Genomic DNA, 22,479 nt, shown 5'->3' on the forward strand with positions numbered 1-22,479 from the left:
TGTCTGCGCGGCAGAAGTTGTCGTAGGGTCGCCTGGGTCGCCGTATGGGGGGCATACGGCCGCACGACCGGACAGCAGGGGAACGCGCGGAGCACGGACGGACGTCCACGGGAGGGGTTCACGCAATGGCGGCGCAATTCGGCAGGCGAGTCGTCAAGGGGGCGGCGACGACCGCCGTGGCCGCACTCGCGGTCGCGGCTCTGTCCGCATCCCAGGCCCCGGGTGTCACGGACACCCCCCAGGGCAGGCAGAACGCCAACTCCCAGCCCTCGCCCGATGTGAACGCCGACGACAGCGCGACCGGCAACTCGCCGTACTACACGGACCTCCCGCCGCTGAACACCCCGAACCCGTCGCCCAGCGAGAGCAGTGACATCCCCGGTTCCGGCGGCGACACCGAAGGCGGCATACCCGCGACCGTCCTCGCCGCCTACAAGAAGGCCGAGACGTCGCTGGCCGGGTCCAAGCCCGGGTGCAACCTCCCCTGGCAACTCCTCGCGGCCATCGGCAAGGTCGAGTCAGGGCACGCCCGCGGCGGCCGCCTCAACGCCGACGGGACGACCAGCTCGCCCATACTCGGCCCGGTCCTCAACGGCGTCGGCTTCGCGCGGATCACCGACACCGACGGCGGCGCGTACGACGGGGACACCACCCACGACCGCGCCGTGGGCCCCATGCAGTTCATCCCCTCCACCTGGGAATGGTCGGGCCGCGACGGCAACGGCGACGGCAAGAAGGACCCCAACAACATCTACGACGCGGCCCTCGCGGCCGGCCACTACCTGTGCCGGTTCAACTGGGACCTGTCCGACAGCGCCGACCTCAGGCGCGCCATCCTCAGCTACAACAACTCGACGGACTATCTGAACACCGTCCTGACGTGGCTGGAGTACTACCGCAAGGGCACCCACGAAATTCCGGACGGCACGGGCTCGCTGCCTTCCCACCGCAGCGACAACGGCACCGGCAGCGGCGGCGCGAGCCCCGGTCCGACGTCTCCGGCCGCCACCCCGCCCAGCAGCCAGAGCCCGGGTGGCGGCACCACGAGCCCGAAGCCGAAGCCGCCGACCACGACCCCGCCCACGACGCCTCCGCCCACCACGACGCCTCCGACGACCCCGCCCCTCACGCCCACCGAGACGGTGGACCACCTGGAGGACGCGGGCACCGGGAAGCTCACCGCGACCGCGGGCGACACCTTCGCCGAGAAGATCAGCGCCCGTACGGAGACCAAGGCCGGCAAGGCCGTCGCGAAGGTCCGGGTCCGGTTCACGATCACCGGCGACACCGACACGACCTTCACCGGCGGCGAGAGCGTCGCGACCGTCGTCACCAACGCCTCCGGTGTGGCGACCGCGCCCGCGCTGAAGGCGGGCGAGAAGACCGGCGCCTTCAAGGTGCGCGCCACCGTCGTCGGCCGTACCGTCTCCGGCCTCGACTACGCGGCGACGGTCACCGCCCGCCAGGCCGACGCCCTCGCGCGCACCACCGACACCGCGCTGACCTGCGTGCCGGGCGGCGAGTTCGCGGACCTGGTCGAGGTGAAGGCCACCTACAAGGGCGCCGCCGCGGACGGTGTCGCCGCGACCGCCACGCTCATCAAGGCGGCGGACGACGCCACCGAGAACGACAAGGGCCCGTACTTCAAGGACGCGGATGAGAAGGCGGTACGCACCCTGGCCGGCCTCAAGACCGGCAAGGACGGCCTGCTGAAGCTGCCGAAGCTGTACGCGGACGACACGGAGGGCACGTACCTGCTGCGGATCACCACGACCGGCGGCGCCACCCTGACCGTCGAGCTGAAGGTGGCGGCGGCCGCCTCGTAGCCCCGAAGACGCCTCGACCGCGCCCCCTCACCCGTCGGTGAGGGGGCGCGGTTCGTTGTGTGCGCAACGTGTTCTCATCTGGCCCGCCCGTTGCTACGGTGCCCGACCTGACGATGTATCAGTTCCACGGGCCGGTTCCGCTCGGTCCCGCTCCATGTCCTCGGTTCCGCCTGTGCCGGGAGGCCCGCATGCGCGCCCTGATCGCCGCCGCGACCGGTCTGGTCCTCGCGTTCGCGCTGGTCCTCCTCATCACGGCCATGGGTTCGCCGTCGGCCGAGACCTCACCGGAACCGCTGCTCACCACCGTCCCGAGCCACCCGTAGCGCACACCCGTGACGCACATCCACCACGCACAGGGAGGGCCGCCGAGATGCGCCGCAAGGCCAGCCTGATCCTGCTCGCCCTCGCCGTGTTCTTCGCGGCGCTGTCCCCGCTGCTGCGCTGGTACGCCTTCCCGCGCGTGGCCAAGGTCCCTGCCGACCAGTACCAGGACATGGTCCTGGAGGCGAAGGACGCGACCCTCCTCGACTACGGCTCGATGACGGCCAAGAAGGTCGACAAAGTCACCGTCGTGCAGACCCTCAAGGGCAACGTCGAGGCCTCCGAGAGGATCGAACGGACCGCGAACCGCGATGTCGTCGTCTGGGACGGCCTCTCCTACGTCCAGGGCCCCGACGGCGAGATGGTCTCCCGGATCCCCGAGCGGTACATCTTCGACGCGCACACCCAGGAACCCGTCCACGCCACCGGCGAGAGCGTCGACGGCGACCCCGTCCGGCGCGAGGGCATCGAGTTCAAATGGCCCTTCCTCACGGAGAAGAGGGACTACGAGTACTTCGACGCGCAGGCCCGGATCACCGAACCCATCCACTACAAGGGCACACAGAACTTCCGAGGCGTCGACGTCTACTACTTCGAGCAGACCATCCCCTGGACCAAGGTGCCCTTCCCGAAGGTCATGCCCGTCGAAGGCATCACCGCGGAGTCGGTCGCAAAGACGGGCACGACCCGCTGGTACACCACGGTCCGCAAGTTCTGGGTCGAACCCGTCACCGGAGCACCCGTCTACGGAGAGGAGATCCACCGGGAGGAGCTGCGCGGCGGCACCCTCCTGGGCGACCGGGACAAGGTGACCGCCTTCGCCGGACACGTAAAAATGCGTGAGGACTACATCCGCTCGACCGTCGACCTGGTCAAGTCCCAGCGGCTCCTCGTCGCGCTGATGTCCTCGTACCTGCCCTGGGGCTTCCTCGTCCTGGGCGTCGGACTCCTGGCCCTCTCCCTCTACCTGGAGGCCCGCAGCCGCCGCCCCGGCGACCCGTCACCGACGCAGAGCCGGGAACCGGAACCGCTGAGCGCCTGAGGCGGGTTCAGGGTCTGTTGCTGCGGGCGGTCGTGTGCCGGGTCGGCCGTGCGCCCGCCGGGTCCTCGGGCCAGGGATGCTTCGGATACCGCCCGCGCAACTCCGCCCGTACGCTCCGGTAGCCGTCCTTCCAGAAGGACGCGAGGTCCGAGGTGACGGCGGCCGGGCGCCCCGCGGGCGACAGAAGATGCACCTGTACGGGCACTCCCGCGACCGTCGGCGACTCCTGTGCCCCGAACATCTCCTGCAGCTTCACCGCGAGCACCGGGCGCTCGGGATCCGCGTAGTCGATCCGGATCCTGGACCCGCTCGGCACCTCGAACCGTTCCGGCGCCAGCTCGTCGAACCGGGCCGCCGCCCCGGACGCCCACGGCAGCAGGCGGCCCAGTGCCTGCCCGGCCTGGATGCGCTCCAGATCGGCCCTCCGCCGTGCCCGGCCCAGCTCCGGTTCCAGCCACTCGTCCACGCGCGCGTGGAGCGCGTCGTCCGACACGTCGGGCCAGGGGGTGCCGACCTGCCGGTACAGGAATCCGAGCCGCTGCCGCAGCACCCCGGCGTCCCGGGACCACCGCAACAGCCCGAACCCCTCGGCCGCCAGCCCTTCGAGCAACGCCTCCCGTACGAGTGCGGGATCGGGGGCGCGCAACGGCCGTACCGCCAGCTCCACGGCTCCCAGCCGCCGGACCCGGCGCGCGACGACGTCCCCGCCGTCCCAGCGGACCTCGTCGCCCTCCGCGTACAGGGCTCCGGCCGCCTCGCGTGCGACCTCCTCGTCGACCACGGCCCCGAGCCGCACGCGCGCGTGCCCCGCGCCCACCGGCCGGTCGGCGACCGCAACGGCGATCCAGGAGGCATCCCGCAGCCCACTGCCCTCCCCGACCTCGGCACGGGTACCGGACACCATGAGAAAGGACCCCCCTTGCCGCCGAGCAAGCCGCTCAGGAAAAGCAAGCGCAGCAACGAGCCCGGCAGCATGGTCGTCGCCGATGCCCCTCGCCCCAGCGCCGGGCGCCCCGAAAGGGGCGCGGGGAACGGCGCGCTCAGCCACGACGGACCCGCACCCGTCGACAGACGCGTCCCCGCCAGGGGCGCGAGGAACGGCGCGACCGGCCACGGCGGACCCGCGGCCGTCGACGGACCCTCCCGCCGCGACGGGCGCAGCCCGGGACGGGACCGCGGCCCGCAGCCGCCGAACCTCCGCCCGCCACTGCCCGGCATACGCGTCACCCCCACGACGCGCGGCCCGCAACGCGGCGGCGAGGTCGTCCCCGTACGACCGCGGCGGCTCCTCGCTGAGCAGCGCGACCACCTCGGCCGCCCGCTCCGCACCGACGGCGTCCGCCGCGTCCAGCAGCGCCCGCCCCAGCCGCGGATGCACCCCGAGCCGCGACATCCGTACACCGCGATCCGTCGGACGCCCGTCCGACCCCACCGCGCCGACGGCCGCCAGGACGCTCCGCGCGGCCGCCATGGCGCCCGCCGGCGGCGGGTCCAGGAGAGACAGCCCCGAGGCGTCGGGATCGCCCCAGCAGGCCGCCTGGAGGGAGAACGCCGTCAGGTCGGCCACCTTGATCTCCGGCGAGGGGAAACGCGGCAGACGCCCGTCCTCCGCCTCCGTCCAGCACCGGTACACCGTCCCCGGAGCCTCACGCCCCGCCCGCCCGGCCCGCTGCCTCCCGGCGGCCTGCGAGGCCCGTACGGTCGTCAGCGCGCTCAGGCCGCGCGCGTGGTCCACCCTCGGCTCGCGCGCCAGCCCGGAGTCCACGACCACGCGCACCCCCGGAACGGTCAGCGACGACTCGGCCACCGACGTGGCGAGGACGACCCGGCGCCGCGTACCGCCGGACAGCACCGCGTCCTGCACGGCCATCGGCGCCCGCCCGTGCACCTGCAGCACCTCGACATCGCCGAGTCCGCCGAGCTGCCCGGCGACCCGCGCGATCTCCCCGACCCCGGGGAGGAAGCACAGGACGTCCCCGTCGCGCTCGGAGAGTGCCCGGCGCACCACCGACGCCACATGGGTCAGCAACACAGGATCCACCCGCATCCCATGGGGTGGCCGCACAGGGCGTACGGACGGCGCCCACACCACCTCTACCGGATGGGAGACGCCCGCCGCCTCGACCACGGGCACATCGCCCAGCAGCCGGGCCCAGCCCTCGGCGTCGGTCGTCGCCGAAGCGGCCACCAGCCGCAGCTCGGGGCGGAGCGCGGCCCGGACGTCCAGCAGGAACGCCCCCGCCGTGTCCGCGTCCAGATGGCGTTCGTGGCACTCGTCGAGCACGACCACGTCGACGCCCGCCAGCTCCGGGTCCCGCTGCAGCCGTTGCAGCAGCACCCCGGTCGTGACGACCTCCACGCGCGCGCGTGGCCCGACCACCCGCTCCCCGCGGACGGTGAATCCGACGCTCTCCCCGACCTTCTCGCCGAGCAGCCACGCCATCCGACGCGCGGCGGCCCGTGCCGCGATCCGCCGCGGCTCGGCCACCACGACCCGCCGCGCCGGCTCGTCGCCGACGAGCCCGGCGAGCACCAGCGGCACGAGGGTCGTCTTGCCCGTGCCGGGCGGCGCGACGAGCACCGCCGCGCCCCGGTCCTCAAGGGCGTCCCTCAGACCGGGCAGCGCGCCGCGTACGGGCAGCGAGTCCAGGGCGTCATGACGGATCACACGATCACATGCTCGGTACGGGTCACCCGCTCAGTCTCCCCCGGCCTCCGGCCGGGGGTGTCCCGTCTAGCTTCGCTCGCACACGAAGATCGCCGTGCCCGGGATCAGATTTCCCCGGAGGGGCGACCAGCCGCCCCACTCCTGGGTGTTCCAGGCGGGCCACTCGGGCTCGACCAGGTCGACCAGCCGGAAACCGCCCGCCACGACGTCCCGGACGCGGTCGCCGACCGTCCTGTGGTGCTCGACGTACACCGCGTTCCCGTCGTCGTCCTGTTCGACGTACGGCGTGCGGTCGAAGTACGAGGAGGCCACGCTCAGCCCCTCGGGTCCCGGCTCGTCGGGGAAGGCCCAGCGGACCGGATGCGTGACGGAGAAGACGAACCGGCCGCCCGGCCGCAGCACCCGGCGCACCTCCCGCAGGACCGTCACGGGCTCGGCGACGAAGGGCAGCGCCCCGTACGCGGAGCACGCGAGGTCGAAGGAGCCGTCCGCGAAGGGCAGCGCCGTGGCGTCCGCCTCCACGAGCCGGACGGTGTCGGCGCCGATCCGCAGCGCGTGCTGGAGCTGCCGGTGCGAGAGGTCCAGGGCGACCGGACGGGCCCCCTGGGCGGCCAGCCAGCGCGAGCACTGCGCGGCCCCCGCGCCGATCTCCAGGACGTCCTTGTCCTTCAGGTCCTCCATCGGACCCAGCAGCTCGGCCTCGATCTCGTCGAGACCCTCGGGGCACCACACGAAACGGTCGTCGCCGAGGAACGTGCCGTGCTCGACCTGGTAGTCGTCCGCGTTCCGGTCCCACCAGCCGCGATTGGCACGGGAGCTCTCGGAGCCCCCCGCCGCGCGTCGGGTCGCCTCGGGCTCGGACGGTTCGGGCTCTTGGATGATCGGCTCCCTCGTATTAATGTGCGGTCACTTCCGTGCGGTCCGTCAGGGCGGCGGTCACGAAAGTGGCACCACGGAATCCGCGTGACCCCGTGGCGTTGCCTGATGTACGGCTGCCGCCGCGTGGGTCCTGTGCCGGGTATGCGGCGATCCGCCCCGGGTGTGCGCCTTCGCGCATTGACCCTGTCCGGCTGCCCCCGTATGCTACAAGTTGCGCTGCGGGCCTGCGCTCCTCAGACGTAGCAGGCTGCGCTCGCATCTGTCGTATGTCCCCTCGGTTTTCGAGGCGCCACCGGCGAGTGTTCTCATCGAACACGGCCCGGATTCGGCGCTTCCTTGGCTGTCCGGCCTTCTTCAGAGCGAAACGGGCTCCCGGCGTAAGCAGTACCTACGACTCACTGTCCGTACCGGAGCCCTTTCCCACATGACGAGCAGCACCGAGACCACCTCTACCACGCCGCAGGTAGCGGTCAACGACATCGGCAACGAGGAAGCCTTCCTCGCCGCGATCGACGAGACGATCAAGTACTTCAACGACGGCGACATCGTCGATGGCGTCATCGTGAAGGTCGACCGGGACGAGGTCCTGCTCGACATCGGTTACAAGACCGAAGGTGTCATCCCGAGCCGCGAGCTCTCGATCAAGCACGACGTCGACCCGAACGAGGTCGTCAAGGTCGGCGACGAGATCGAAGCCCTTGTTCTCCAGAAGGAGGACAAGGAAGGCCGCCTGATCCTCTCGAAGAAGCGCGCCCAGTACGAGCGCGCCTGGGGCACCATCGAGAAGATCAAGGAAGAGGACGGCATCGTCACCGGCACCGTCATCGAGGTCGTCAAGGGTGGACTCATCCTTGACATCGGCCTCCGTGGCTTCCTGCCGGCATCTCTCGTCGAGATGCGCCGTGTCCGTGACCTCCAGCCCTACGTGGGCAAGGAGCTCGAAGCCAAGATCATCGAGCTGGACAAGAACCGCAACAACGTGGTCCTGTCCCGCCGTGCCTGGCTGGAGCAGACCCAGTCCGAGGTCCGCCAGACGTTCCTCACCACCCTCCAGAAGGGTCAGGTCCGTTCCGGCGTCGTCTCCTCGATCGTCAACTTCGGTGCCTTCGTGGACCTGGGTGGCGTCGACGGCCTGGTGCACGTCTCGGAGCTCTCCTGGAAGCACATCGACCACCCCTCCGAGGTTGTCGAGGTCGGCCAGGAAGTCACCGTCGAGGTCCTCGACGTGGACATGGACCGCGAGCGTGTCTCCCTGTCGCTGAAGGCGACGCAGGAAGACCCGTGGCAGCAGTTCGCCCGCACCCACCAGATCGGCCAGGTCGTGCCCGGAAAGGTCACGAAGCTGGTTCCGTTCGGTGCGTTCGTCCGCGTGGACGAGGGCATCGAGGGTCTGGTGCACATCTCCGAGCTGGCCGAGCGCCACGTGGAGATCCCGGAGCAGGTCGTCCAGGTCAACGACGAGATCTTCGTCAAGGTCATCGACATCGACCTTGAGCGCCGTCGCATCAGCCTCTCGCTGAAGCAGGCCAACGAGTCCTTCGGCGCCGACCCGGCCTCGGTCGAGTTCGACCCGACGCTGTACGGCATGGCCGCGTCGTACGACGACCAGGGCAACTACATCTACCCCGAGGGCTTCGACCCCGAGACCAACGACTGGCTCGAAGGTTACGAGTCCCAGCGTGAGGTGTGGGAGAACCAGTACGCCGAGGCGCAGACGCGCTTCGAGCAGCACCAGGCTCAGGTCATCAAGTCCCGCGAGGCGGACGCCCAGGCCGAGGCCGAGGGTGTCGCCACCCCCGGTGCGGCTCCGGCCGCCTCCGGCGGCAGCGGTGGCGGCGGTGGCGGTTCGTACTCCTCGGAGTCGGACGACAACTCCGGCGCCCTGGCGTCGGACGAGGCCCTGGCGGCTCTGCGCGAGAAGCTCGCCGGCGGCCAGAGCTGAAAGCTCACCGCCAGCGGTAGCTAGCTGGTATCCGCGGGCCCGCACCCTCCTTGGGTGCGGGCCCGCGGTGCGTCCGGGTGCGGGCCCGCGGTGCGTCGGCACCGGCAGCCGGTGCCGACGCCCTCATGCCGTGGGCATGAGAAGCCGGCAAGACGCGCAGCGAAGCGGCGTGAACCGGGAATGCCCATCTCCCGGCTCGTGTTGTCGATTAGGAACACGAGGAGGAGCGGTCACAGTGCTTGATCCGCAGGGTTTGTACGCATGGGAGCCGAAGGGCCTGGCCGTGGTCGACGTGGCACTCGCCCAGGAGTCGGCCGGTCTTGTCATGCTCTACCACTTCGACGGATACATCGACGCGGGCGAGACCGGCGACCAGATCGTCGACCGGGTACTCGACTCGCTGCCCCACCAGGTCGTCGCGCGCTTCGACCACGACCGGCTCGTGGACTACCGCGCCCGCCGCCCGCTGCTGACGTTCAAGCGCGACCGCTGGGCCGACTACGAGGAGCCCACGCTGGACGTGCGGCTCGTCCAGGACGCCACCGGCGCGCCCTTCCTGCTGCTCTCCGGGCCCGAACCGGACGTGGAGTGGGAGCGCTTCGCCGCAGCCGTCCAGCAGATCGTGGAGCGCCTCGGCGTCCGGCTGTCCGTGAACTTCCACGGCATCCCCATGGGCGTCCCGCACACCCGCCCCGTGGGCCTCACCCCGCACGGCAACCGCACGGACCTCGTCCCCGGCCACCGCAGTCCCTTCGACGAGGCCCAGGTGCCCGGCAGCGCCGCGTCCCTGGTCGAGTACCGCCTCATGGAGGCCGGACACGACGTCCTCGGAGTCGCCGCGCACGTGCCCCACTACATCGCCCGCTCCCCGTACCCGGACGCCGCGCTGACGGTCATGGAGTCGATCACCGCCGCGACCGGCCTGGTCCTGCCGGGCATCGCGCACGGGCTGCGTACCGAGGCGCACCGTACGCAGACGGAGATCGACCGGCAGATCCAGGAGGGCGACGAGGAACTCGTCGCCCTGGTCCAGGGACTTGAGCACCAGTACGACGCCGCCGCGGGCGCCGAGACGCGGGGCAACATGCTGGCCGAGCCGGTGGACATTCCGTCCGCGGACGAGATCGGGATGGAGTTCGAGAAGTTCCTCGCCGAGCGCGAAGGTGATGCGTAGCTCGCTCTTTGTGAGCGGCTACGTGGTGTCGCTCCGCGAGGGGCGGGGCGGGGGGTTGTTTTTGGGTGCGGGCCGGTGGGGGCTGGTCGCGCAGTTCCCCGCGCCCCTGAAAGGCGCCCGGGCTTATGCTGCTGGGCATGTTGAAGGTGGGGCTGACCGGTGGGATCGGGGCCGGTAAGAGTGAGGTGTCGCGGCTGCTCGTGGAGCACGGGGCCGTGCTGATCGACGCCGACAGGATCGCGCGGGAGGTCGTCGCGCCGGGAACACCCGGGCTGGCGGCCGTCGTCGACGCCTTCGGTAAGGAAGTGCTCACCGCGGACGGCACCCTCGACCGGCCGAAGCTCGGTTCCATCGTCTTCGCGGACCCGGACCGGCTCGCCGTGCTGAACTCGATCGTGCACCCCCTGGTGGGCGCCCGCTCCCGCGAGCTCGAAGAGGCCGTCTCGGCGGACTCCGTGGTCGTGCACGACGTCCCCCTGCTGACGGAGAACGGCCTCGCGAAGCTGTACGACCTTGTGATCGTGGTCGACGCCGGTACGGAGACACAGCTCGACCGGCTCGTCCGGCTGCGCGGTATGACCGAGGAGGACGCCCGCGCGCGTATGGCGGCCCAGGCCACCCGCGAGGAGCGCCGGGAGATCGCCGACGTCGTCATCGACAACGACGTGCCCCTGGAAGACCTGCGGCGACGGGTACGGGACGTGTGGGCGGACCTGGAGCGACGGGCCCGGCCGGCCGGGGAGCAGCAGGCGTCCTCGGAATAGTGGGTGTCCGCCAGGCGTTGACTCCCCGCAGCGAGGGAAGGAATGTGCCGTGCCCGAGACCAGCGGATTCGCCGGACGTACTCCGGAGACGCATGTCATCGACTTCCGTGCCGCCGAGCAGCTGCTCGCCGCACGGGACCCCAGGGGCGCGGTGAAGCTGCTCGACAACGTCATCGCCGCGTACCCGGAGAACACGGCCGCACGGCTGCTGCGCGCGCGTGCCTTCTTCGCCGCGGCGCAGCTGCGCCCCGCCGAGCTGGAGTTCACCATCGTGCTGGAGCGCGAACCGGACAACGCGTTCGCGCACTTCGCGCTCGCCCGCACCTACGAGCGGTCCGGGCAGCCGGCGCAGGCCAAGCGCCACTTCCGGCTCGCGGCGGCGCTGGACCCGCAGCCGGAGTACCTGGCAGCGGCACGGTTCGACTCCTGAGGCGGGGCCGCTTCCGATCGGTTCACTGCCCGTACGCACAGGGATCACCTCTGCTCCCGGAAAAACGTACTCTTCGTAGTGCACATTTCACCTGGGGCGGGCGAGCGAGCGGACGGGGAGCGGCTGTGCTGGTGGAGGAGCTGCGGGCGGACGAGAAGCTCGCCGGATGGCTGAGGGACCTGGAGAGCGGCGGCGCACCGCGTACGGAGGCGGTCCTTCCCGACGCGGTCGAGCTGCCGGACGTCCTGCTCGACCTGGCGATACCGCACGAGTGCGTCAACGAACTGGTCGCACTGCGCGCCCGGCTGGCGGCGGACCCGGAGGCGTTGACGCTGCTCGGGCTGTGCGTCGACCGGTTCGTACGCGACATGGGGGAGATCGGCGGGGGCTGGGAACCGCCTGCGTTCCCGGAGTCCACCGGGGCGCTGGGCCGTACCTTCCAGGTGTTCGTCTTCATCGCCGCGCTGCCGTATGTGCGTGCCTACCACCGGCAGCGGGACATCCCGGCGGACGTGTCCCGGCGCACCCTCGCGGACCTGGGCCGGAACCTGGCCGTGCACCGGCGGCGGACCGGTACGACGGGGCTGCTGGTGCCGTGGTGGATCGGGCTGCACTTCCACGGGGAGCTGTACCAGCTGGGGCGGCTGCAGTTCCAGCGTGCCCGGCTGGGCGGACGCACCGGGCAGGCGGCGGCGGACGCGGGGCTCGCCACAGGGCCCGGTGAGCCCTGTCTGAGTCTGCACATCGCCGACTTCCGGGGGCCGCTGTCACCGGAGGCCTGCGACCGGTCGCTGGACCTGGCGCGGGAGTTCTTCGCGCGCCACTACCCGGAGGAGCACCACGCGGTGGCGGTCTGCCACTCCTGGCTGCTCGACGGGCAGTTGACGCGGTATCTGCCCGCCGGCTCGAACATCGTGCGCTTCCAGGAGCGGTTCCACGTCGCCTGCGAGGAGACCAAGGCCGACGACAAGGCACCCGTCGCGTTCGTCTTCGGCGACCCCGAGCTTCCCGCGGCGGACCTGCCGCGGCGGACCGGTGTGGAGCGGGCGGTGGGGGACCATCTGCGGGCCGGCGGTCACTGGTACGGCGGCCACGGGTGGTTCGCGCTCTGACCGTCGGCCCGGCGGCCCCCAGCCCCGTGTCCCGAGCGCGGCTCACTCGAACGGGTGAGATGGGCGGGTAGGGGAACGAGCTTGCGGGCGTGGGCCGTTGGGCGGGTATGACGATCGAGATGCGTGAGGGGTACGAAGGGACGGGGCCCGGCGCCATCACGCCGGACGGCTGCGCGGTGGAGCTGTATACGCGGCTGTCCGTCGGGGACGAGCCGGACATCATCGCCTCGGCCGTGCCGGCGGGGGCACACATCCTCGAACTGGGCAGTGGAGTGGGGCGTATGACCCATCCGCTCCTGGAGCGGGGTTTCACGGTGACGGCCGTGGACGAGTCCGCCGAGATGCTGGAGCGGGTGCGAGGGGCGCGCACGATACGCAGCGCCATCGAGACGCTCGACCTGGGCGAGAGGTTCGACGTGGTGATGCTCGCGTCGTTCCTCGTGCACGCCGGGGACGTGGAGGTGCGGCGCGGAATGCTGGAGGTGTGCCGGAGCCATGTCGCGGAAGGCGGCTGCGTGCTGATCCAGCGCGAAGGCGAGAACTACCACACCGACCTGCCGCGCGAGCGGCTCGATCCGAGCGGGTTCACGATCCGGATGCTGTCCGCGGAGCCGGTGGGGGACGGGGTCAACTCGGTGCGGGCGGAGTATGTGTTCCCGGACGCGGTGTGGACGCAGACGTTCCTCGCCAGGCCCCTCAGCAAGGAGCAGTTCGAGGCGGCGCTGGGAGAGGCGGGGCTGCGCGTCGACCGGCATCTCACGGAGGACCGGGTGTGGGTGAGGGCGGTGCCGGTGGAGGCGTGACCTTCCCGGTCTCCGGGCCGAGTTGTCGTGGGGCGATGAGTTTCGGAAGGCGGGTCGGTCTACCTCTGTGACAGCAGCGCGAGCCGTTGCACCCGGATTCCCAGGAGAACCCCATGTCCGAGACCACCGCCTCCACCGCCCCTGCCGCCTCCGCCCCGGTCGTCGCGTCCGTCCCGGTCGTCGCCGAGTCGGCGACCGCCCGTGGGCGCCGCGCCCGCCTCGCCCTGAAGGGGCTGCAGATCCTGCTCGCGCTCTTCTACGTGGTCGCGAGCGCCCTGCCCAAGCTCGTCGCGCACTCCTCGGCGGTCGAGTCGTTCGACGAGATCGGCTGGGGCAGCGCCGGGATGTACACCATCGGACTGCTCGAACTGGCCGGCGGCATCGCGCTGCTGATACCCGTGCTGGCCTCCGTGGCCGCCGTGTCGCTGGGCGCGCTGATGGTGGGCGCGTTCATCACCCAGCTCACCGTGTTCGACGGGGAGTACGCGGCGACCCCGCTCATCCTGATGGTGCCGCTCGCACTGATCGCCTGGGCTCGACGGGGACAGGTGCCCGGTGGCGGCTTGTCGCGTCCCTGAGCGGGGCGCGCCTCCGGGAGATGAAAGCCGGCGCGCAGCCCGGCTTTCATCTCCCAAGGACGCGGGGAACTGTGCGACCGACCTCCGCGCATGGCTGTTCGGGTTACTCGGGCGAGCCGAGACCCCGCAGGCGTTCCAGATCGCGGCGGTCACGCTTGGTGGGGCGGCCCGCGCCCCGGTCGCGGATGCCCGCGGGGGCGACGGCCTCGCGGGGCGGGGGCGGGGGACTGTTGTCGACGTAGCACTCGGCGGCGACCGGGGGCCCGACCCGCTTGCGGATCACGCGCTTCACGATGACGATCCGCTCCCGGTCCGCGTGCCGGAGGCGGACCTCGTCGCCGACGCGGACGGCGTAGGCGGGCTTGACCCGTTCGCCGTTCACCCGGACATGGCCGCCACGGCAGGCGGTGGCGCCCATGGAGCGGGTCTTCACCAGGCGGACGGACCAGATCCAGCTGTCGACGCGCACGGTCTCGCCGTTCGCGGGCGCGGCGGCCACGGCGTCGGTCACGGCGGCGGTCGTGTCCCCGGTCGCGTTGCCGGTCGAGGAAGCGGCCGTCGTGGCATCGACGCCACTGCCGGCGCCGTCCATACCGACACCGACACCGGCGCCGTCGGCAGCGTCCGGCCCGGCATCTGCGCGCCGCCCCGTCTCGTTCCTCTGAGTCCCCGACCGAGTCCCTGAAGCCATGGTCCGACCTTAGCCCTCGGCGGGCGTGGGGCCGGAATCGTTTTCCGTCGCGTGGAGCCGGGATCTCGCCAGGCATAGCGTGGCGGCATGAAGCAGGAGCGCAGCCTGGCAGAACTGGACCGGCGGATCGCCGGATGCCGAGCCTGCCCGCGGCTCGTCGACTGGCGGGAGGAAGTGGCCCGCACGAAGCGGGCCGCCTTCGCGGACTGGACGTACTGGGGCCGCCCGGTGCCGGGGTTCGGACCACCGGACGCCTCGCTCCTCGTGATCGGGCTCGCGCCCGCGGCGCACGGCGGGAACCGGACCGGCCGGATGTTCACGGGAGACAGGTCCGGGGACGTGCTGTACGCGGCGCTGCACGACGTGGGCCTCGCCTCGCAGCCCACGTCCGAGAGCGCCGACGACGGGCTGGCCCTGTACGGCGTCCGCGTCACGTCGCCCGTGCACTGCGCGCCGCCCGCCAACAAGCCGACGCCAGAGGAACGGAACACCTGCCGCCCCTGGCTCGTGAACGAACTGCGGCTGCTCGCCCCCACCCTCCGCGCGGTCGTCGTGCTCGGCGGTTTCGGCTGGCAGGCGGCGCTGCCCGCGTTCACCGGGGCGGGCTGGCAGGTGCCCCGGCCCCGCCCGGCCTTCGCCCACGGAGCACGGGTCGTCCTGGAGGGCGAGGCCCCGCAGGCCCACCCTCTCCAGCTCTTCGGCTGCTACCACGTGAGCCAGCGCAACACCTTCACCGGCCGGCTGACCCCGGAGATGCTCAGGGACGTGCTGCGTACAGCGGCCGGGGCGGCGGGCTTGCCGACGGCCAAGTACCCGAGCTAGGGCCGCGCGGGCCGGGGCAGCGCCCCGCCCGAGGGGCGCGGGGAACTGCGCGCCCAGCCACGGACGGCCCGCAGTCTCGCACCACCCCGGCCCCGCCCCACACTCCCCACTTCCCGCCCCGGGCGCGCGGCTACCGACGCGCCCGGTCCCGTTCGCCCGCCGACTGGACGAACTGCATTTCCAGGGTGGCCGGGGGAGCGGTGATGCCGGGGCCGCCGGATTCCGCCCAGCGGAGTATCTCGTCGGTGCAGTCGTCGCCCATCGACCAGCCGATCCAGACGGCCTTGCCGCCCCGCCTGCGGCCCTCGCCCGACGGCTGAACGACGATGATGTTGGCCTGGTCGCAGGGGCCGAGGCAGTCCGCCGTACGGACAGCCAGGCGGCCACCGGAGGCGTCGGCGGCGGCGCGCAGGCGGTCCAGTTGCCAGTCGTGGTCGTAGCCGGGGTACTTGCGCGCGTCGCCGCAGCAGCAGCCGCGGCAGACGACGAGCGTGCAGGGCCGGGTCCTCGCGGCACCGATCGCCGTACGGGCAGTCACACTTCTCCTTCGAGTCTGTCGGATCCGGATCCTTCGACATCCGTACCGGTGGGGACGGGGGACCGGACGGGGATGTCCGTGTCGCCGAAGAGGTGCCGCACCGTCGAGCGGTGGTTGGCCCGGACGTGGGCCAGGGCGTGGGTGCGGGCCCGTTCGCGGTCTCCGGAGGCGATGGCCTCGTACAGCTCCCGGTGTTCGGCCAGGAGTTGCGGCCACTCCTCGTTCTGGCGGGTGAGCCAGCGCAGGCGGCCGTCGACCGGTTCCATCACGGAGATCAGCAGGCTGTTTCCGGCCGTCGCCAGGATCCGGTCGTGGAAACGGGTGTTGATGTCGGTGATCGTCTCCGCGTCGTCGGCGGCGGTCGCGTCCGCCGCGCGGTCGAGGAGCTCGTCGAGTTCGGCCAGGTCGGCCCGGGTGGCGCGCTGGGCGGCCAGCCCGGTGGCGTACACCTCAAGGGCCTCGCGGAGTTCGAAGAGTTCCGTGACGTCCGTGCGGGTCAGCCGGCGTACGACCGCGCGGCGCGGGGTCTCGAAGAGGACGAAGCCCTCGGTGACCAGCGCCCGGATCGCCTCGCGGACCGGTACCCGGGAGACCCCGAACCGCTCGGCCAGCTCGCGCTCGACCAACCGGTCGCCGGGCAGCAGCCGCCCCGCGATGATCTCCTGCCGCAGCGAGCCGAGTACCCGCTCGCGCACCGCCCCCAGCGGTTCCACCGTCGTCATGCGTCCATCCTCGCCGACCCCGGGACTGTTTTACCGAGCTGTTACCGCCCGGACATGGCCAGATGTCGTCGGGAGCGGGACCATGACCACAGTTTGGTATACCAAAACACGGTCTGCAGCCGCCCCAGCCCTCCCGTCGTCCCCGACCACGCTCATGGAGGCCCTGTGTCACTCGCCGATCCCGCCGCAGCCACCGGCGCACCAGCTTTCGTCCCCGATCCCCGGCTCACCAACGAGGACCTCGCCCCCGCTGGCAAGCGCAACTGGAAGGTCTTCGACCTCTTCGCCATGTGGATGTCCGACGTCCACAACCTCGGCAACTACACGTTCGCGGCCGGGCTGCTGGTCCTCGGCATGAACGTCTGGCAGATCTTCACGTCCCTGCTCGTCGGCTTCGTGCTCATCTACATCGGCATGAACTGGATGGGGAAGATCGGACAGCAGCACGGCGTGCCCTTCCCGGTCATCAGCCGCATCAGTTTCGGCGTCTGGGGCGCCAACATCCCGGCGCTGATCAGAGCCGTCATCGCCATCATGTGGTACGGCATCCAGACCTATCTGGCGTCCGTGGCCGTCAACATCATGCTGCTCGCGGCCTGGCCGGGGCTGGAATCCTGGACCCACAGCTCCTTCCTCGGGCTCCACGCGCTCGGCTGGCTGTCCTTCGTCTCGCTGTGGCTGGTCCAGGCGCTGATCATCAGCCAGGGCATGGAATCCGTACGGAAGTTCCAAGACTTCTGCGGTCCCGCGATCTGGCTCGTGATGATCGCCCTCGCCGTCTGGATCCTCGCGAAGGCCGGCTGGACCATCTCCCTCACCTCGACCCCGAACCCGGTCTCCGTGGGCGAGCAGTGGCGGCAGTGGTTCGGCGCGATCGGCCTGATCCTCGCCACGTACGGCACGCTGATGCTCAACTTCTGCGACTTCTCCCGCTTCGCGCCCAGCTACCGGACCGTCAAGCGCGGCAACTTCTGGGGGCTGCCGATCAACTCGACCGCCTTCGTGATCGTGTCGGTCATCGTCACGGCCGGTTCCATCGAGGTGTTCGGCAAGGCCATCACCGACCCCGCGCACCTCGTCGCCGAGATCGGCAACAAGTGGGTGCTCATCCTGGGGGCGCTGACCTTCGCCATCGCCACCATGGGCGTCAACATCGTCGCCAACTTCGTCTCGCCCGCGTACGACCTGGCCAACGTCTGGCCGCAGAAGATCACCTTCAAGGTCGGCGGCATGATCAGCACGGTCGCCGCGCTGGTCGTGACCCCGTGGAACCTGTTCTCCAACCCCACCGTCGTCAACTACTTCCTCGGCGGCCTGGGCGCCTTCCTCGGCCCGCTGTTCGGCGTGATCATGCTCGACTACTTCTGGGTCAAGCACGGCCGCATCGACGTGAACGAGCTCTTCAACGCCGAGCCCGGTTCGCGCTACTACTACCGCAAGGGCGTCAACCCCAAGGCCCTGTGGGCGTTCCTGCCCGCGGCGGCGGTCTCGGCGGTCCTCGCGCTGGTGAAGACCTTCAGCGACGTGGCCCCGTACTCCTGGTTCATCGGTACGGCGCTGGCCGCCGGGCTGTACGCGCTGCTGTGCCGCTCCGAGCGCGCCGCCAGCGTGGAAACGGGTCCCGCCCCGGCCCAGGCTTCCGCTCCCGCGCCTCAGGAGGGCTGAGCGTGCGGATCGTCGTCACCAACTGCAATACGACGCAGTCGATGACCGAGGAGATCGTGCGAGGTGCCCGGGCCGCCGCAGGCCCGGGCACCACCGTGCTCGGACTCACCCCCGCCTGGGGCCCCGAGTCCGCGGAGGGCTGGCTCGACAGCTATCTGTCGGCCGCCGCCGTCCTCGACACCCTGCGCACGTACGAGGGCCCGTACGACGCCGTCGTCATGGCCGGTTTCGGGGAACACGGGCGCGAGGGCGTACGGGAACTCGTGGACGTACCCGTCGTCGACATCACCGAGGCCGCCGCCCATCTCGCGTGTCTGCTCGGACGGCGGTACGGGGTCGTCACCACGCTGGAGCGCTCGGCCGGACAGATCGAGGACAGCCTGTACACGGCGGGAGTCGCCCGGAACTGCGCCGCCGTCGTGGGTACGGGGCTCGGTGTGCTCGACCTCGTCGACCGGGAGCGTACGGAAGCGGCCTTCGTCGCCGCAGCCGAACGGGCCCGGGACGCCGGCGCCGAGGTCCTGGTCCTCGGGTGCGCCGGGATGACCGGTCTGCAGCGGGCCGTGGGGGAGAAGCTGGGGCTGCCCGTCGTCGACGGGGTGGGCGCCGCGGTGAAGCTCGCCGAGTCGCTCGTGTCGCTGGGACTCACGACGAGCCGCGCGGGCGGCTACGCGAAGCCGCTGCCGAAGCGGCGCATCTGGGCGCCGCCGTCGGAGTGACGGTGCAGACGGGCGCCGCCGTCGGAGTGACGGCGGAGACGGGCGCCGCCGTCGGAGTGATTCCGGCTGCGACGGCGGCGGCGGGCGCGGTGGCGGCTCGCGGGGGACCGCAGACTCCGGGAGAGAGCCGCCGGCACCCGGCCGGCCGCTCGCGGACGAGCCGCCGCCGGTAGCGCGGCGGCGGGAACGGAGTCGGTCGTGCCCTCAGTCGTCGGTGCCCGTTCCCGCCTCCGGCCCCCTCTCCGGAGCGGGGGCCGGAGGCGGATGTTCGCTGTCGGGCTGGTCGCGTGGGGAGTGGCCGTGTCTTCCGGTCTGTGGGGCGGCGAGGGTCCGGGCGCCGAAGCCGAGCCCGCCCTCTGGGTGAACCCCGAGTCCGGCGCCGCCAGGCAGGCAGCCGAATGGAGTCGTACGGGACGGACCGCCGACGCTTTGCTGATGGAACGCATCTCCACCCGCCCCCAGGCCGAGTGGCTGGCCGGCCCGGAGCCTCGGGCCGTCGTGGAGGCCCGTACCACCGCCGCCGCACGGGAAGGGCGTACGGCGGTACTCGTCGCCTACTGGATCCCGTACCGCGACTGCGGCTCCTACTCGGGCGGCGGAGCCCGGAGCGCGACGGAGTACCGGGCGTGGGTCGACGCGTTCGCGGCGGGACTCGGGGACCGGGGCGCGTACGTGATCGTCGAACCGGACGCGGTGGCGCACAGCGTGGACGGCTGCGGCCCCGTAGTACCGCAGGAGCGGTACGCGCTGCTGGCGTACGCCGTCGACCGGTTCAAGCGGCAGGCGAACACGCGTGTCTACCTCGACGCGGGCAACCCCGCCTGGCACCCGGACACGACGAGGCTGATCGCGCCGCTGCGGCAGTCGGGCATCGCCCACGCCGACGGCTTCGCGCTGAACGTCTCCAACTTCCGGACGGATGCCGACAGTTCGGCGTACGGCGCCAAGCTGTCCGCGGCTCTCGGCGGCAAGCACTTCGTGATCGACAGCAGCCGCAACGGCAACGGGCCCCGGACCGGCACGGATTCCTGGTGCAACCCGCCGGGCCGGGCCCTGGGCGTGGCGCCCACCACCGTCACGGGCGCGCCGCTGATCGACGCCTATCTGTGGATCAAGCGGCCGGGCGAGTCGGACGGCACCTGCCGGGGCGGCCCGGCGGCCGGCCAGTGGTGGCCGTCGTACGCGCTGGAGCTCGCGCGCAATGCCCGGGGGTGAGCGGCGCCGCGACCCAGCGGAACCTCAGCGGGCCTCGGCGGGCCTCGGCGGGCCTCAGCGGAACCTCTGCGGGCCTCAGCGGTACCTCAGTGGGCCGAGGGGCCGTCCTCGATGACGCGGTCGTCGAGGTGGGCGCCGAAGTGGCCGGGCTGCCGGGCCATGATGTCCCGCATCGAGGTGCCGCGGGGGACGCCGTAGACCGTGCCGGGGAAGTCCAGTTCCCTCTGCACCTCCCACAGTTCGTCGTGCCGGTCGGGTGAGAAGAGCTGCGCCCGCGGTGCTCCGGCCGCGATCCAGCCGATGGGGACGACCGTGCCGGGCGGCAGCACCGAGTTCGCGTGCAGCACGCTGTTGATCCGCAGCTCCGAACCGGCGCCCACGACGGCCCCGGGGAAGACGGAGGCGCCGGTGGCCACGAAGACCTCGTCCTCGATACGGGCGCCGTTGACGTGGGCGTGCGGGCCGACGAGTACGGCGTCCCCGATGATCGCGGGGTGCCGGCGGCGGCCCCGTACCAGGGCGTTCTCCATGACGACGACGTCCGCGCCGGTCCGTACCTCGCCGTCCTCCGCCGTCAGTACGGCCCCGTGCAGGACGCGGGCGCCCTCACCGAGGACGACGGCGCCGCAGGGGACGGCCGACGGGGCGACGTAGGCGGAGGCCGGGACTATGGGGCGCTGCCCGCGGTGCTCGATCAACATGGGACGACTCTAGGCGCGTTCGCCGTCGTGACCCGGGCTCCGGCCGGAGTCGGGGACCACGGCCGTCGCCGTGATCTCCACGAGCTGGCCCGGATAGCCGAGGCAGGCGACGCCGAGGAGGGTGGAGGAGTGCGGGCCGACGCTGAGCCGGGAGGCCTCCACGACGTTCCAGACCTCCGAGAGCACGGCGGGATCGGCGCTCACCACGTACACGTCGGTGTACGCGACATGCTCGAAGTCGCTGCCGACCGCCCGGAGCTGCTCACGCAGGTTCGCGATGACCTGCTCGGCCTGCCGTACGGGGTCGCCTGGGCCGACGAGTTCGCCGTCCGCGGTGAGGGGCACGGACCCGGCGAGCAGCGCGAGGCGCGTGCCGGCCTCGACCACGGAGGCGTGGGAGTAGGCGGGCGGCGCGAAGAGGCTGGGGACGGTGACGCGCTTCAGCACGAGAGGTGACCTTCCAGGACGGGGGCGGGCGCGGGTGCGGGGCGGGACAGCGGGCGGCGGACAGGGGGACAGCTGGGCCGATGATGCGGTCCCGGCGCACGGCACCGCATCCGAATATCTGCCCGGTCGCCGACCTATGATCCTTTGCGTCTTTGCACCTTCAAACGTGGCAGGAACGACCGGCAAGACCAAAGGAACCCCCATGACTGTTCCCTCCCTTCCTCCCGCCTCCCACCGCGCCGGGTCACGCGTCACACGGCGCGGGCTGATCGGCGCCGCGGGAGCGGTCGCGGCGGGCGCCGCGCTCGCTCCCGCCGCGAGGGCCGGCACCTCTTCGGAAGCGGCCGCCGCGGACACCGCCGCGCCTGAACCCGGCACGAAGTCCGAGACGTTCCCCAGCACGCGCGCCGAGACGGCCACCGGCGAGGCACCCGTGGAGGCCGCCTTCCCCATCGGTTACGTGGGGGTGCGCTGGACCGGCCCCCGCGAGGCGGCCGGCGGTGGCATCCGGCTGACCGGCGCCGACGGCGGCAAGGGCGCCTGGCAGGCCCTGAGCGACGACGGCTGCTCGGACGGCGACGGCGGCGCGCTGCTCATCCCCGTGGACCGGGCCTCGGGTTACGAGCTGAGGGCCCCGGACGGTGCCACGGATCTGCGGTCGATGGCCATCGAGACGACGAGGGGTCCCGCGCGCAAGGTCGCCGTGCCGCAGGACACCACACGGGTGCGCGGTGTCGCCTATCTGACACGGGCCGCCTGGGGCGCGGACGAGAAGCTCCGCTTCGGATCGGACGGCGCGGAGATCTCACCGCAGACGTACCACCCCTTCCAGACCCTCACGGTCCACCACACCGCCACGGCCAACGGCGACCCGGACCCGGCCGCCACGGTGCGCGCGCTCTACCACGTGCACGCGATCACCAACGGCTGGGGCGACATCGGCTACCACTTCCTCATCGACGAGGGAGGACAGATCTACGAGGGCCGGTACTCGGGCGAGTCCGCCACCCCGGCCCACGACGACGGCGGCAAACTCGTCACGGGGTTCCACGTGCTCAGCTTCAACCCGGGCAACCTCGGCATCGCGCTCCTCGGCAACCTGACGAAGCAGGGCCCGACCGCCGCCGCCCGCGACGCCCTCACCAACCTGCTGCGGTCCATGGTCCGCATGCACGGGGTCGACCCGGAGTCCAAGGTCACGTACACCAGCCCGACCACCGGCAGGACGCGGGAGGTCCACGAGATCGGCGGCCACCGCGACTGGATGGCGACGGAGTGCCCGGGTGCGGTGATGCACGGAGAGCTGGCGGCTCTGCGGAAGGCGGTGGCGGCCGGCAGCTGAGCCGGCGGAGGGCGCGCCCCAGGCGGACGCGCCCTCCTGGTGCGGGGTTGCCGACCGTGCCGCTCCCGCTACCGTGGG

At 71.7% G+C, this 22,479-nt stretch carries 22 protein-coding genes; 15 read left to right on the plus strand and 7 right to left on the minus strand.

Annotated features, from left to right (window positions below):
• The first annotated feature begins 125 nt into the window (after positions 1 to 125).
• The 3 genes from C6Y14_RS17180 (at position 126) to C6Y14_RS17190 (ending at position 3,189) form a co-directional block, all read left to right on the plus strand.
• Positions 126 to 1,826, plus strand: a complete 1,701-nt coding sequence (locus C6Y14_RS17180; RefSeq protein WP_107017572.1) for a lytic transglycosylase domain-containing protein — start codon at positions 126 to 128, stop codon at positions 1,824 to 1,826.
• A gap of 188 nt (positions 1,827 to 2,014) precedes the next feature.
• The gene (locus C6Y14_RS17185) at positions 2,015 to 2,149 is read left to right on the plus strand and encodes an SPW_0924 family protein (protein WP_107017573.1); all 135 of its coding nucleotides are present in this window, start codon (positions 2,015 to 2,017) and stop codon (positions 2,147 to 2,149) included.
• Positions 2,150 to 2,196: 47 nt separating this feature from the next.
• Positions 2,197 to 3,189: a DUF3068 domain-containing protein gene (locus C6Y14_RS17190; protein WP_107017574.1), complete on the plus strand. Its 993-nt coding sequence runs from the start codon at positions 2,197 to 2,199 to the stop codon at positions 3,187 to 3,189.
• Positions 3,190 to 3,196: 7 nt separating this feature from the next.
• Here C6Y14_RS17190 and C6Y14_RS17195 read toward each other — a convergent pair whose 3' ends face one another.
• Entirely contained in the window at positions 3,197 to 5,857 is a 2,661-nt protein-coding gene (locus C6Y14_RS17195; RefSeq protein WP_107017575.1) for an ATP-dependent RNA helicase, read from the minus strand.
• A 66-nt stretch (positions 5,858 to 5,923) separates the two neighbouring features.
• Positions 5,924 to 6,757: a class I SAM-dependent methyltransferase gene (locus tag C6Y14_RS17200; RefSeq protein ID WP_107017576.1), complete on the minus strand. Its 834-nt coding sequence runs from the start codon at positions 6,755 to 6,757 to the stop codon at positions 5,924 to 5,926.
• Positions 6,758 to 7,160: 403 nt separating this feature from the next.
• Here C6Y14_RS17200 and rpsA point away from each other — a divergent pair, with 403 nt between their 5' ends.
• The 7 genes from rpsA (at position 7,161) to C6Y14_RS17235 (ending at position 13,539) form a co-directional block, all read left to right on the plus strand.
• Positions 7,161 to 8,678, plus strand: coding sequence for a 30S ribosomal protein S1 (gene rpsA / locus C6Y14_RS17205; protein WP_107017577.1), 1,518 nt, complete (start codon positions 7,161 to 7,163; stop codon positions 8,676 to 8,678).
• A 235-nt stretch (positions 8,679 to 8,913) separates the two neighbouring features.
• Complete coding sequence (locus tag C6Y14_RS17210; protein ID WP_107017578.1) at positions 8,914 to 9,852, plus strand: PAC2 family protein; 939 nt, start codon at positions 8,914 to 8,916, stop codon at positions 9,850 to 9,852.
• 137 nt (positions 9,853 to 9,989) lie between these two features.
• Entirely contained in the window at positions 9,990 to 10,616 is a 627-nt protein-coding gene (coaE, locus tag C6Y14_RS17215) for a dephospho-CoA kinase (RefSeq protein WP_107017821.1), read from the plus strand.
• A gap of 49 nt (positions 10,617 to 10,665) precedes the next feature.
• Entirely contained in the window at positions 10,666 to 11,046 is a 381-nt protein-coding gene (locus C6Y14_RS17220) for a tetratricopeptide repeat protein (protein WP_107017579.1), read from the plus strand.
• 179 nt (positions 11,047 to 11,225) lie between these two features.
• Entirely contained in the window at positions 11,226 to 12,158 is a 933-nt protein-coding gene (locus C6Y14_RS17225; RefSeq protein ID WP_404828804.1) for an acyltransferase domain-containing protein, read from the plus strand.
• 119 nt (positions 12,159 to 12,277) lie between these two features.
• Positions 12,278 to 12,961: a class I SAM-dependent methyltransferase gene (locus C6Y14_RS17230; protein ID WP_107017822.1), complete on the plus strand. Its 684-nt coding sequence runs from the start codon at positions 12,278 to 12,280 to the stop codon at positions 12,959 to 12,961.
• A gap of 113 nt (positions 12,962 to 13,074) precedes the next feature.
• Positions 13,075 to 13,539 (plus strand): DoxX family protein, encoded by a 465-nt coding sequence (locus C6Y14_RS17235; RefSeq protein WP_107017581.1) that lies wholly within the window; start codon positions 13,075 to 13,077, stop codon positions 13,537 to 13,539.
• 103 nt (positions 13,540 to 13,642) lie between these two features.
• On the opposite strand, the gene C6Y14_RS17240 is transcribed toward C6Y14_RS17235, so the two are convergent.
• The gene (locus tag C6Y14_RS17240) at positions 13,643 to 14,131 is read right to left on the minus strand and encodes an RNA-binding S4 domain-containing protein (RefSeq protein ID WP_107017582.1); all 489 of its coding nucleotides are present in this window, start codon (positions 14,129 to 14,131) and stop codon (positions 13,643 to 13,645) included.
• Between the two features lie 186 nt (positions 14,132 to 14,317).
• Between C6Y14_RS17240 and C6Y14_RS17245 the strand changes: the two genes are divergently transcribed.
• Positions 14,318 to 15,052: a uracil-DNA glycosylase gene (locus C6Y14_RS17245; RefSeq protein WP_107017583.1), complete on the plus strand. Its 735-nt coding sequence runs from the start codon at positions 14,318 to 14,320 to the stop codon at positions 15,050 to 15,052.
• A gap of 130 nt (positions 15,053 to 15,182) precedes the next feature.
• On the opposite strand, the gene C6Y14_RS17250 is transcribed toward C6Y14_RS17245, so the two are convergent.
• Positions 15,183 to 15,590 carry a hypothetical protein gene (locus C6Y14_RS17250; protein ID WP_107017584.1) on the minus strand — a complete coding sequence of 136 codons (408 nt, stop codon included), beginning with the start codon at positions 15,588 to 15,590 and terminating at the stop codon, positions 15,183 to 15,185.
• Complete coding sequence (locus tag C6Y14_RS17255) at positions 15,587 to 16,312, minus strand: GntR family transcriptional regulator (protein WP_107017585.1); 726 nt, start codon at positions 16,310 to 16,312, stop codon at positions 15,587 to 15,589. The genes C6Y14_RS17250 and C6Y14_RS17255 overlap by 4 nt, the downstream gene beginning before the upstream one ends.
• A gap of 165 nt (positions 16,313 to 16,477) precedes the next feature.
• Here C6Y14_RS17255 and C6Y14_RS17260 point away from each other — a divergent pair, with 165 nt between their 5' ends.
• The 3 genes from C6Y14_RS17260 (at position 16,478) to C6Y14_RS17275 (ending at position 19,911) form a co-directional block, all read left to right on the plus strand.
• On the plus strand, positions 16,478 to 17,977 hold the full coding sequence (locus C6Y14_RS17260; protein WP_107017586.1) for an NCS1 family nucleobase:cation symporter-1: 1,500 nt from the start codon (positions 16,478 to 16,480) through the stop codon (positions 17,975 to 17,977).
• A gap of 2 nt (positions 17,978 to 17,979) precedes the next feature.
• The gene (locus C6Y14_RS17265) at positions 17,980 to 18,696 is read left to right on the plus strand and encodes an aspartate/glutamate racemase family protein (RefSeq protein WP_107017587.1); all 717 of its coding nucleotides are present in this window, start codon (positions 17,980 to 17,982) and stop codon (positions 18,694 to 18,696) included.
• A 264-nt stretch (positions 18,697 to 18,960) separates the two neighbouring features.
• Positions 18,961 to 19,911 (plus strand): glycoside hydrolase family 6 protein, encoded by a 951-nt coding sequence (locus C6Y14_RS17275; RefSeq protein WP_107017588.1) that lies wholly within the window; start codon positions 18,961 to 18,963, stop codon positions 19,909 to 19,911.
• 86 nt (positions 19,912 to 19,997) lie between these two features.
• On the opposite strand, the gene C6Y14_RS17280 is transcribed toward C6Y14_RS17275, so the two are convergent.
• A complete protein-coding gene (locus C6Y14_RS17280; protein WP_107017589.1) occupies positions 19,998 to 20,612 on the minus strand; it encodes a gamma carbonic anhydrase family protein in 615 nt (204 codons plus the stop codon).
• A gap of 9 nt (positions 20,613 to 20,621) precedes the next feature.
• Complete coding sequence (locus C6Y14_RS17285) at positions 20,622 to 21,059, minus strand: RidA family protein (RefSeq protein WP_107017590.1); 438 nt, start codon at positions 21,057 to 21,059, stop codon at positions 20,622 to 20,624.
• Positions 21,060 to 21,261: 202 nt separating this feature from the next.
• Here C6Y14_RS17285 and C6Y14_RS17290 point away from each other — a divergent pair, with 202 nt between their 5' ends.
• Positions 21,262 to 22,401 carry a peptidoglycan recognition protein family protein gene (locus C6Y14_RS17290; RefSeq protein ID WP_107017591.1) on the plus strand — a complete coding sequence of 380 codons (1,140 nt, stop codon included), beginning with the start codon at positions 21,262 to 21,264 and terminating at the stop codon, positions 22,399 to 22,401.
• Positions 22,402 to 22,479: the final 78 nt, after the last annotated feature.

The organism is Streptomyces dioscori (assembly GCF_003024195.1).
Classification (GTDB): domain Bacteria; phylum Actinomycetota; class Actinomycetes; order Streptomycetales; family Streptomycetaceae; genus Streptomyces; species Streptomyces dioscori.

Excerpts from the sequence above, each read along its gene's own strand:
- C6Y14_RS17240 (WP_107017582.1), bottom strand. The coding sequence starts at position 14,131 with ATGGACGGCGCCGGCAGTGGCGTCGATGCCACGACGGCCGCTTCCTCG.
- C6Y14_RS17255 (WP_107017585.1), bottom strand. The coding sequence starts at position 16,312 with ATGACGACGGTGGAACCGCTGGGGGCGGTGCGCGAGCGGGTACTCGGC.
- coaE (WP_107017821.1), top strand. The coding sequence starts at position 9,990 with ATGTTGAAGGTGGGGCTGACCGGTGGGATCGGGGCCGGTAAGAGTGAG.
- C6Y14_RS17280 (WP_107017589.1), bottom strand. The coding sequence starts at position 20,612 with ATGTTGATCGAGCACCGCGGGCAGCGCCCCATAGTCCCGGCCTCCGCC.
- C6Y14_RS17275 (WP_107017588.1), top strand. The coding sequence starts at position 18,961 with ATGTTCGCTGTCGGGCTGGTCGCGTGGGGAGTGGCCGTGTCTTCCGGT.
- C6Y14_RS17245 (WP_107017583.1), top strand. The coding sequence starts at position 14,318 with ATGAAGCAGGAGCGCAGCCTGGCAGAACTGGACCGGCGGATCGCCGGA.
- C6Y14_RS17190 (WP_107017574.1), top strand. The coding sequence starts at position 2,197 with ATGCGCCGCAAGGCCAGCCTGATCCTGCTCGCCCTCGCCGTGTTCTTC.
- C6Y14_RS17290 (WP_107017591.1), top strand. The coding sequence starts at position 21,262 with ATGACTGTTCCCTCCCTTCCTCCCGCCTCCCACCGCGCCGGGTCACGC.
- C6Y14_RS17185 (WP_107017573.1), top strand. The coding sequence starts at position 2,015 with ATGCGCGCCCTGATCGCCGCCGCGACCGGTCTGGTCCTCGCGTTCGCG.
- C6Y14_RS17235 (WP_107017581.1), top strand. The coding sequence starts at position 13,075 with ATGTCCGAGACCACCGCCTCCACCGCCCCTGCCGCCTCCGCCCCGGTC.
- C6Y14_RS17230 (WP_107017822.1), top strand. The coding sequence starts at position 12,278 with ATGCGTGAGGGGTACGAAGGGACGGGGCCCGGCGCCATCACGCCGGAC.
- C6Y14_RS17180 (WP_107017572.1), top strand. The coding sequence starts at position 126 with ATGGCGGCGCAATTCGGCAGGCGAGTCGTCAAGGGGGCGGCGACGACC.
- rpsA (WP_107017577.1), top strand. The coding sequence starts at position 7,161 with ATGACGAGCAGCACCGAGACCACCTCTACCACGCCGCAGGTAGCGGTC.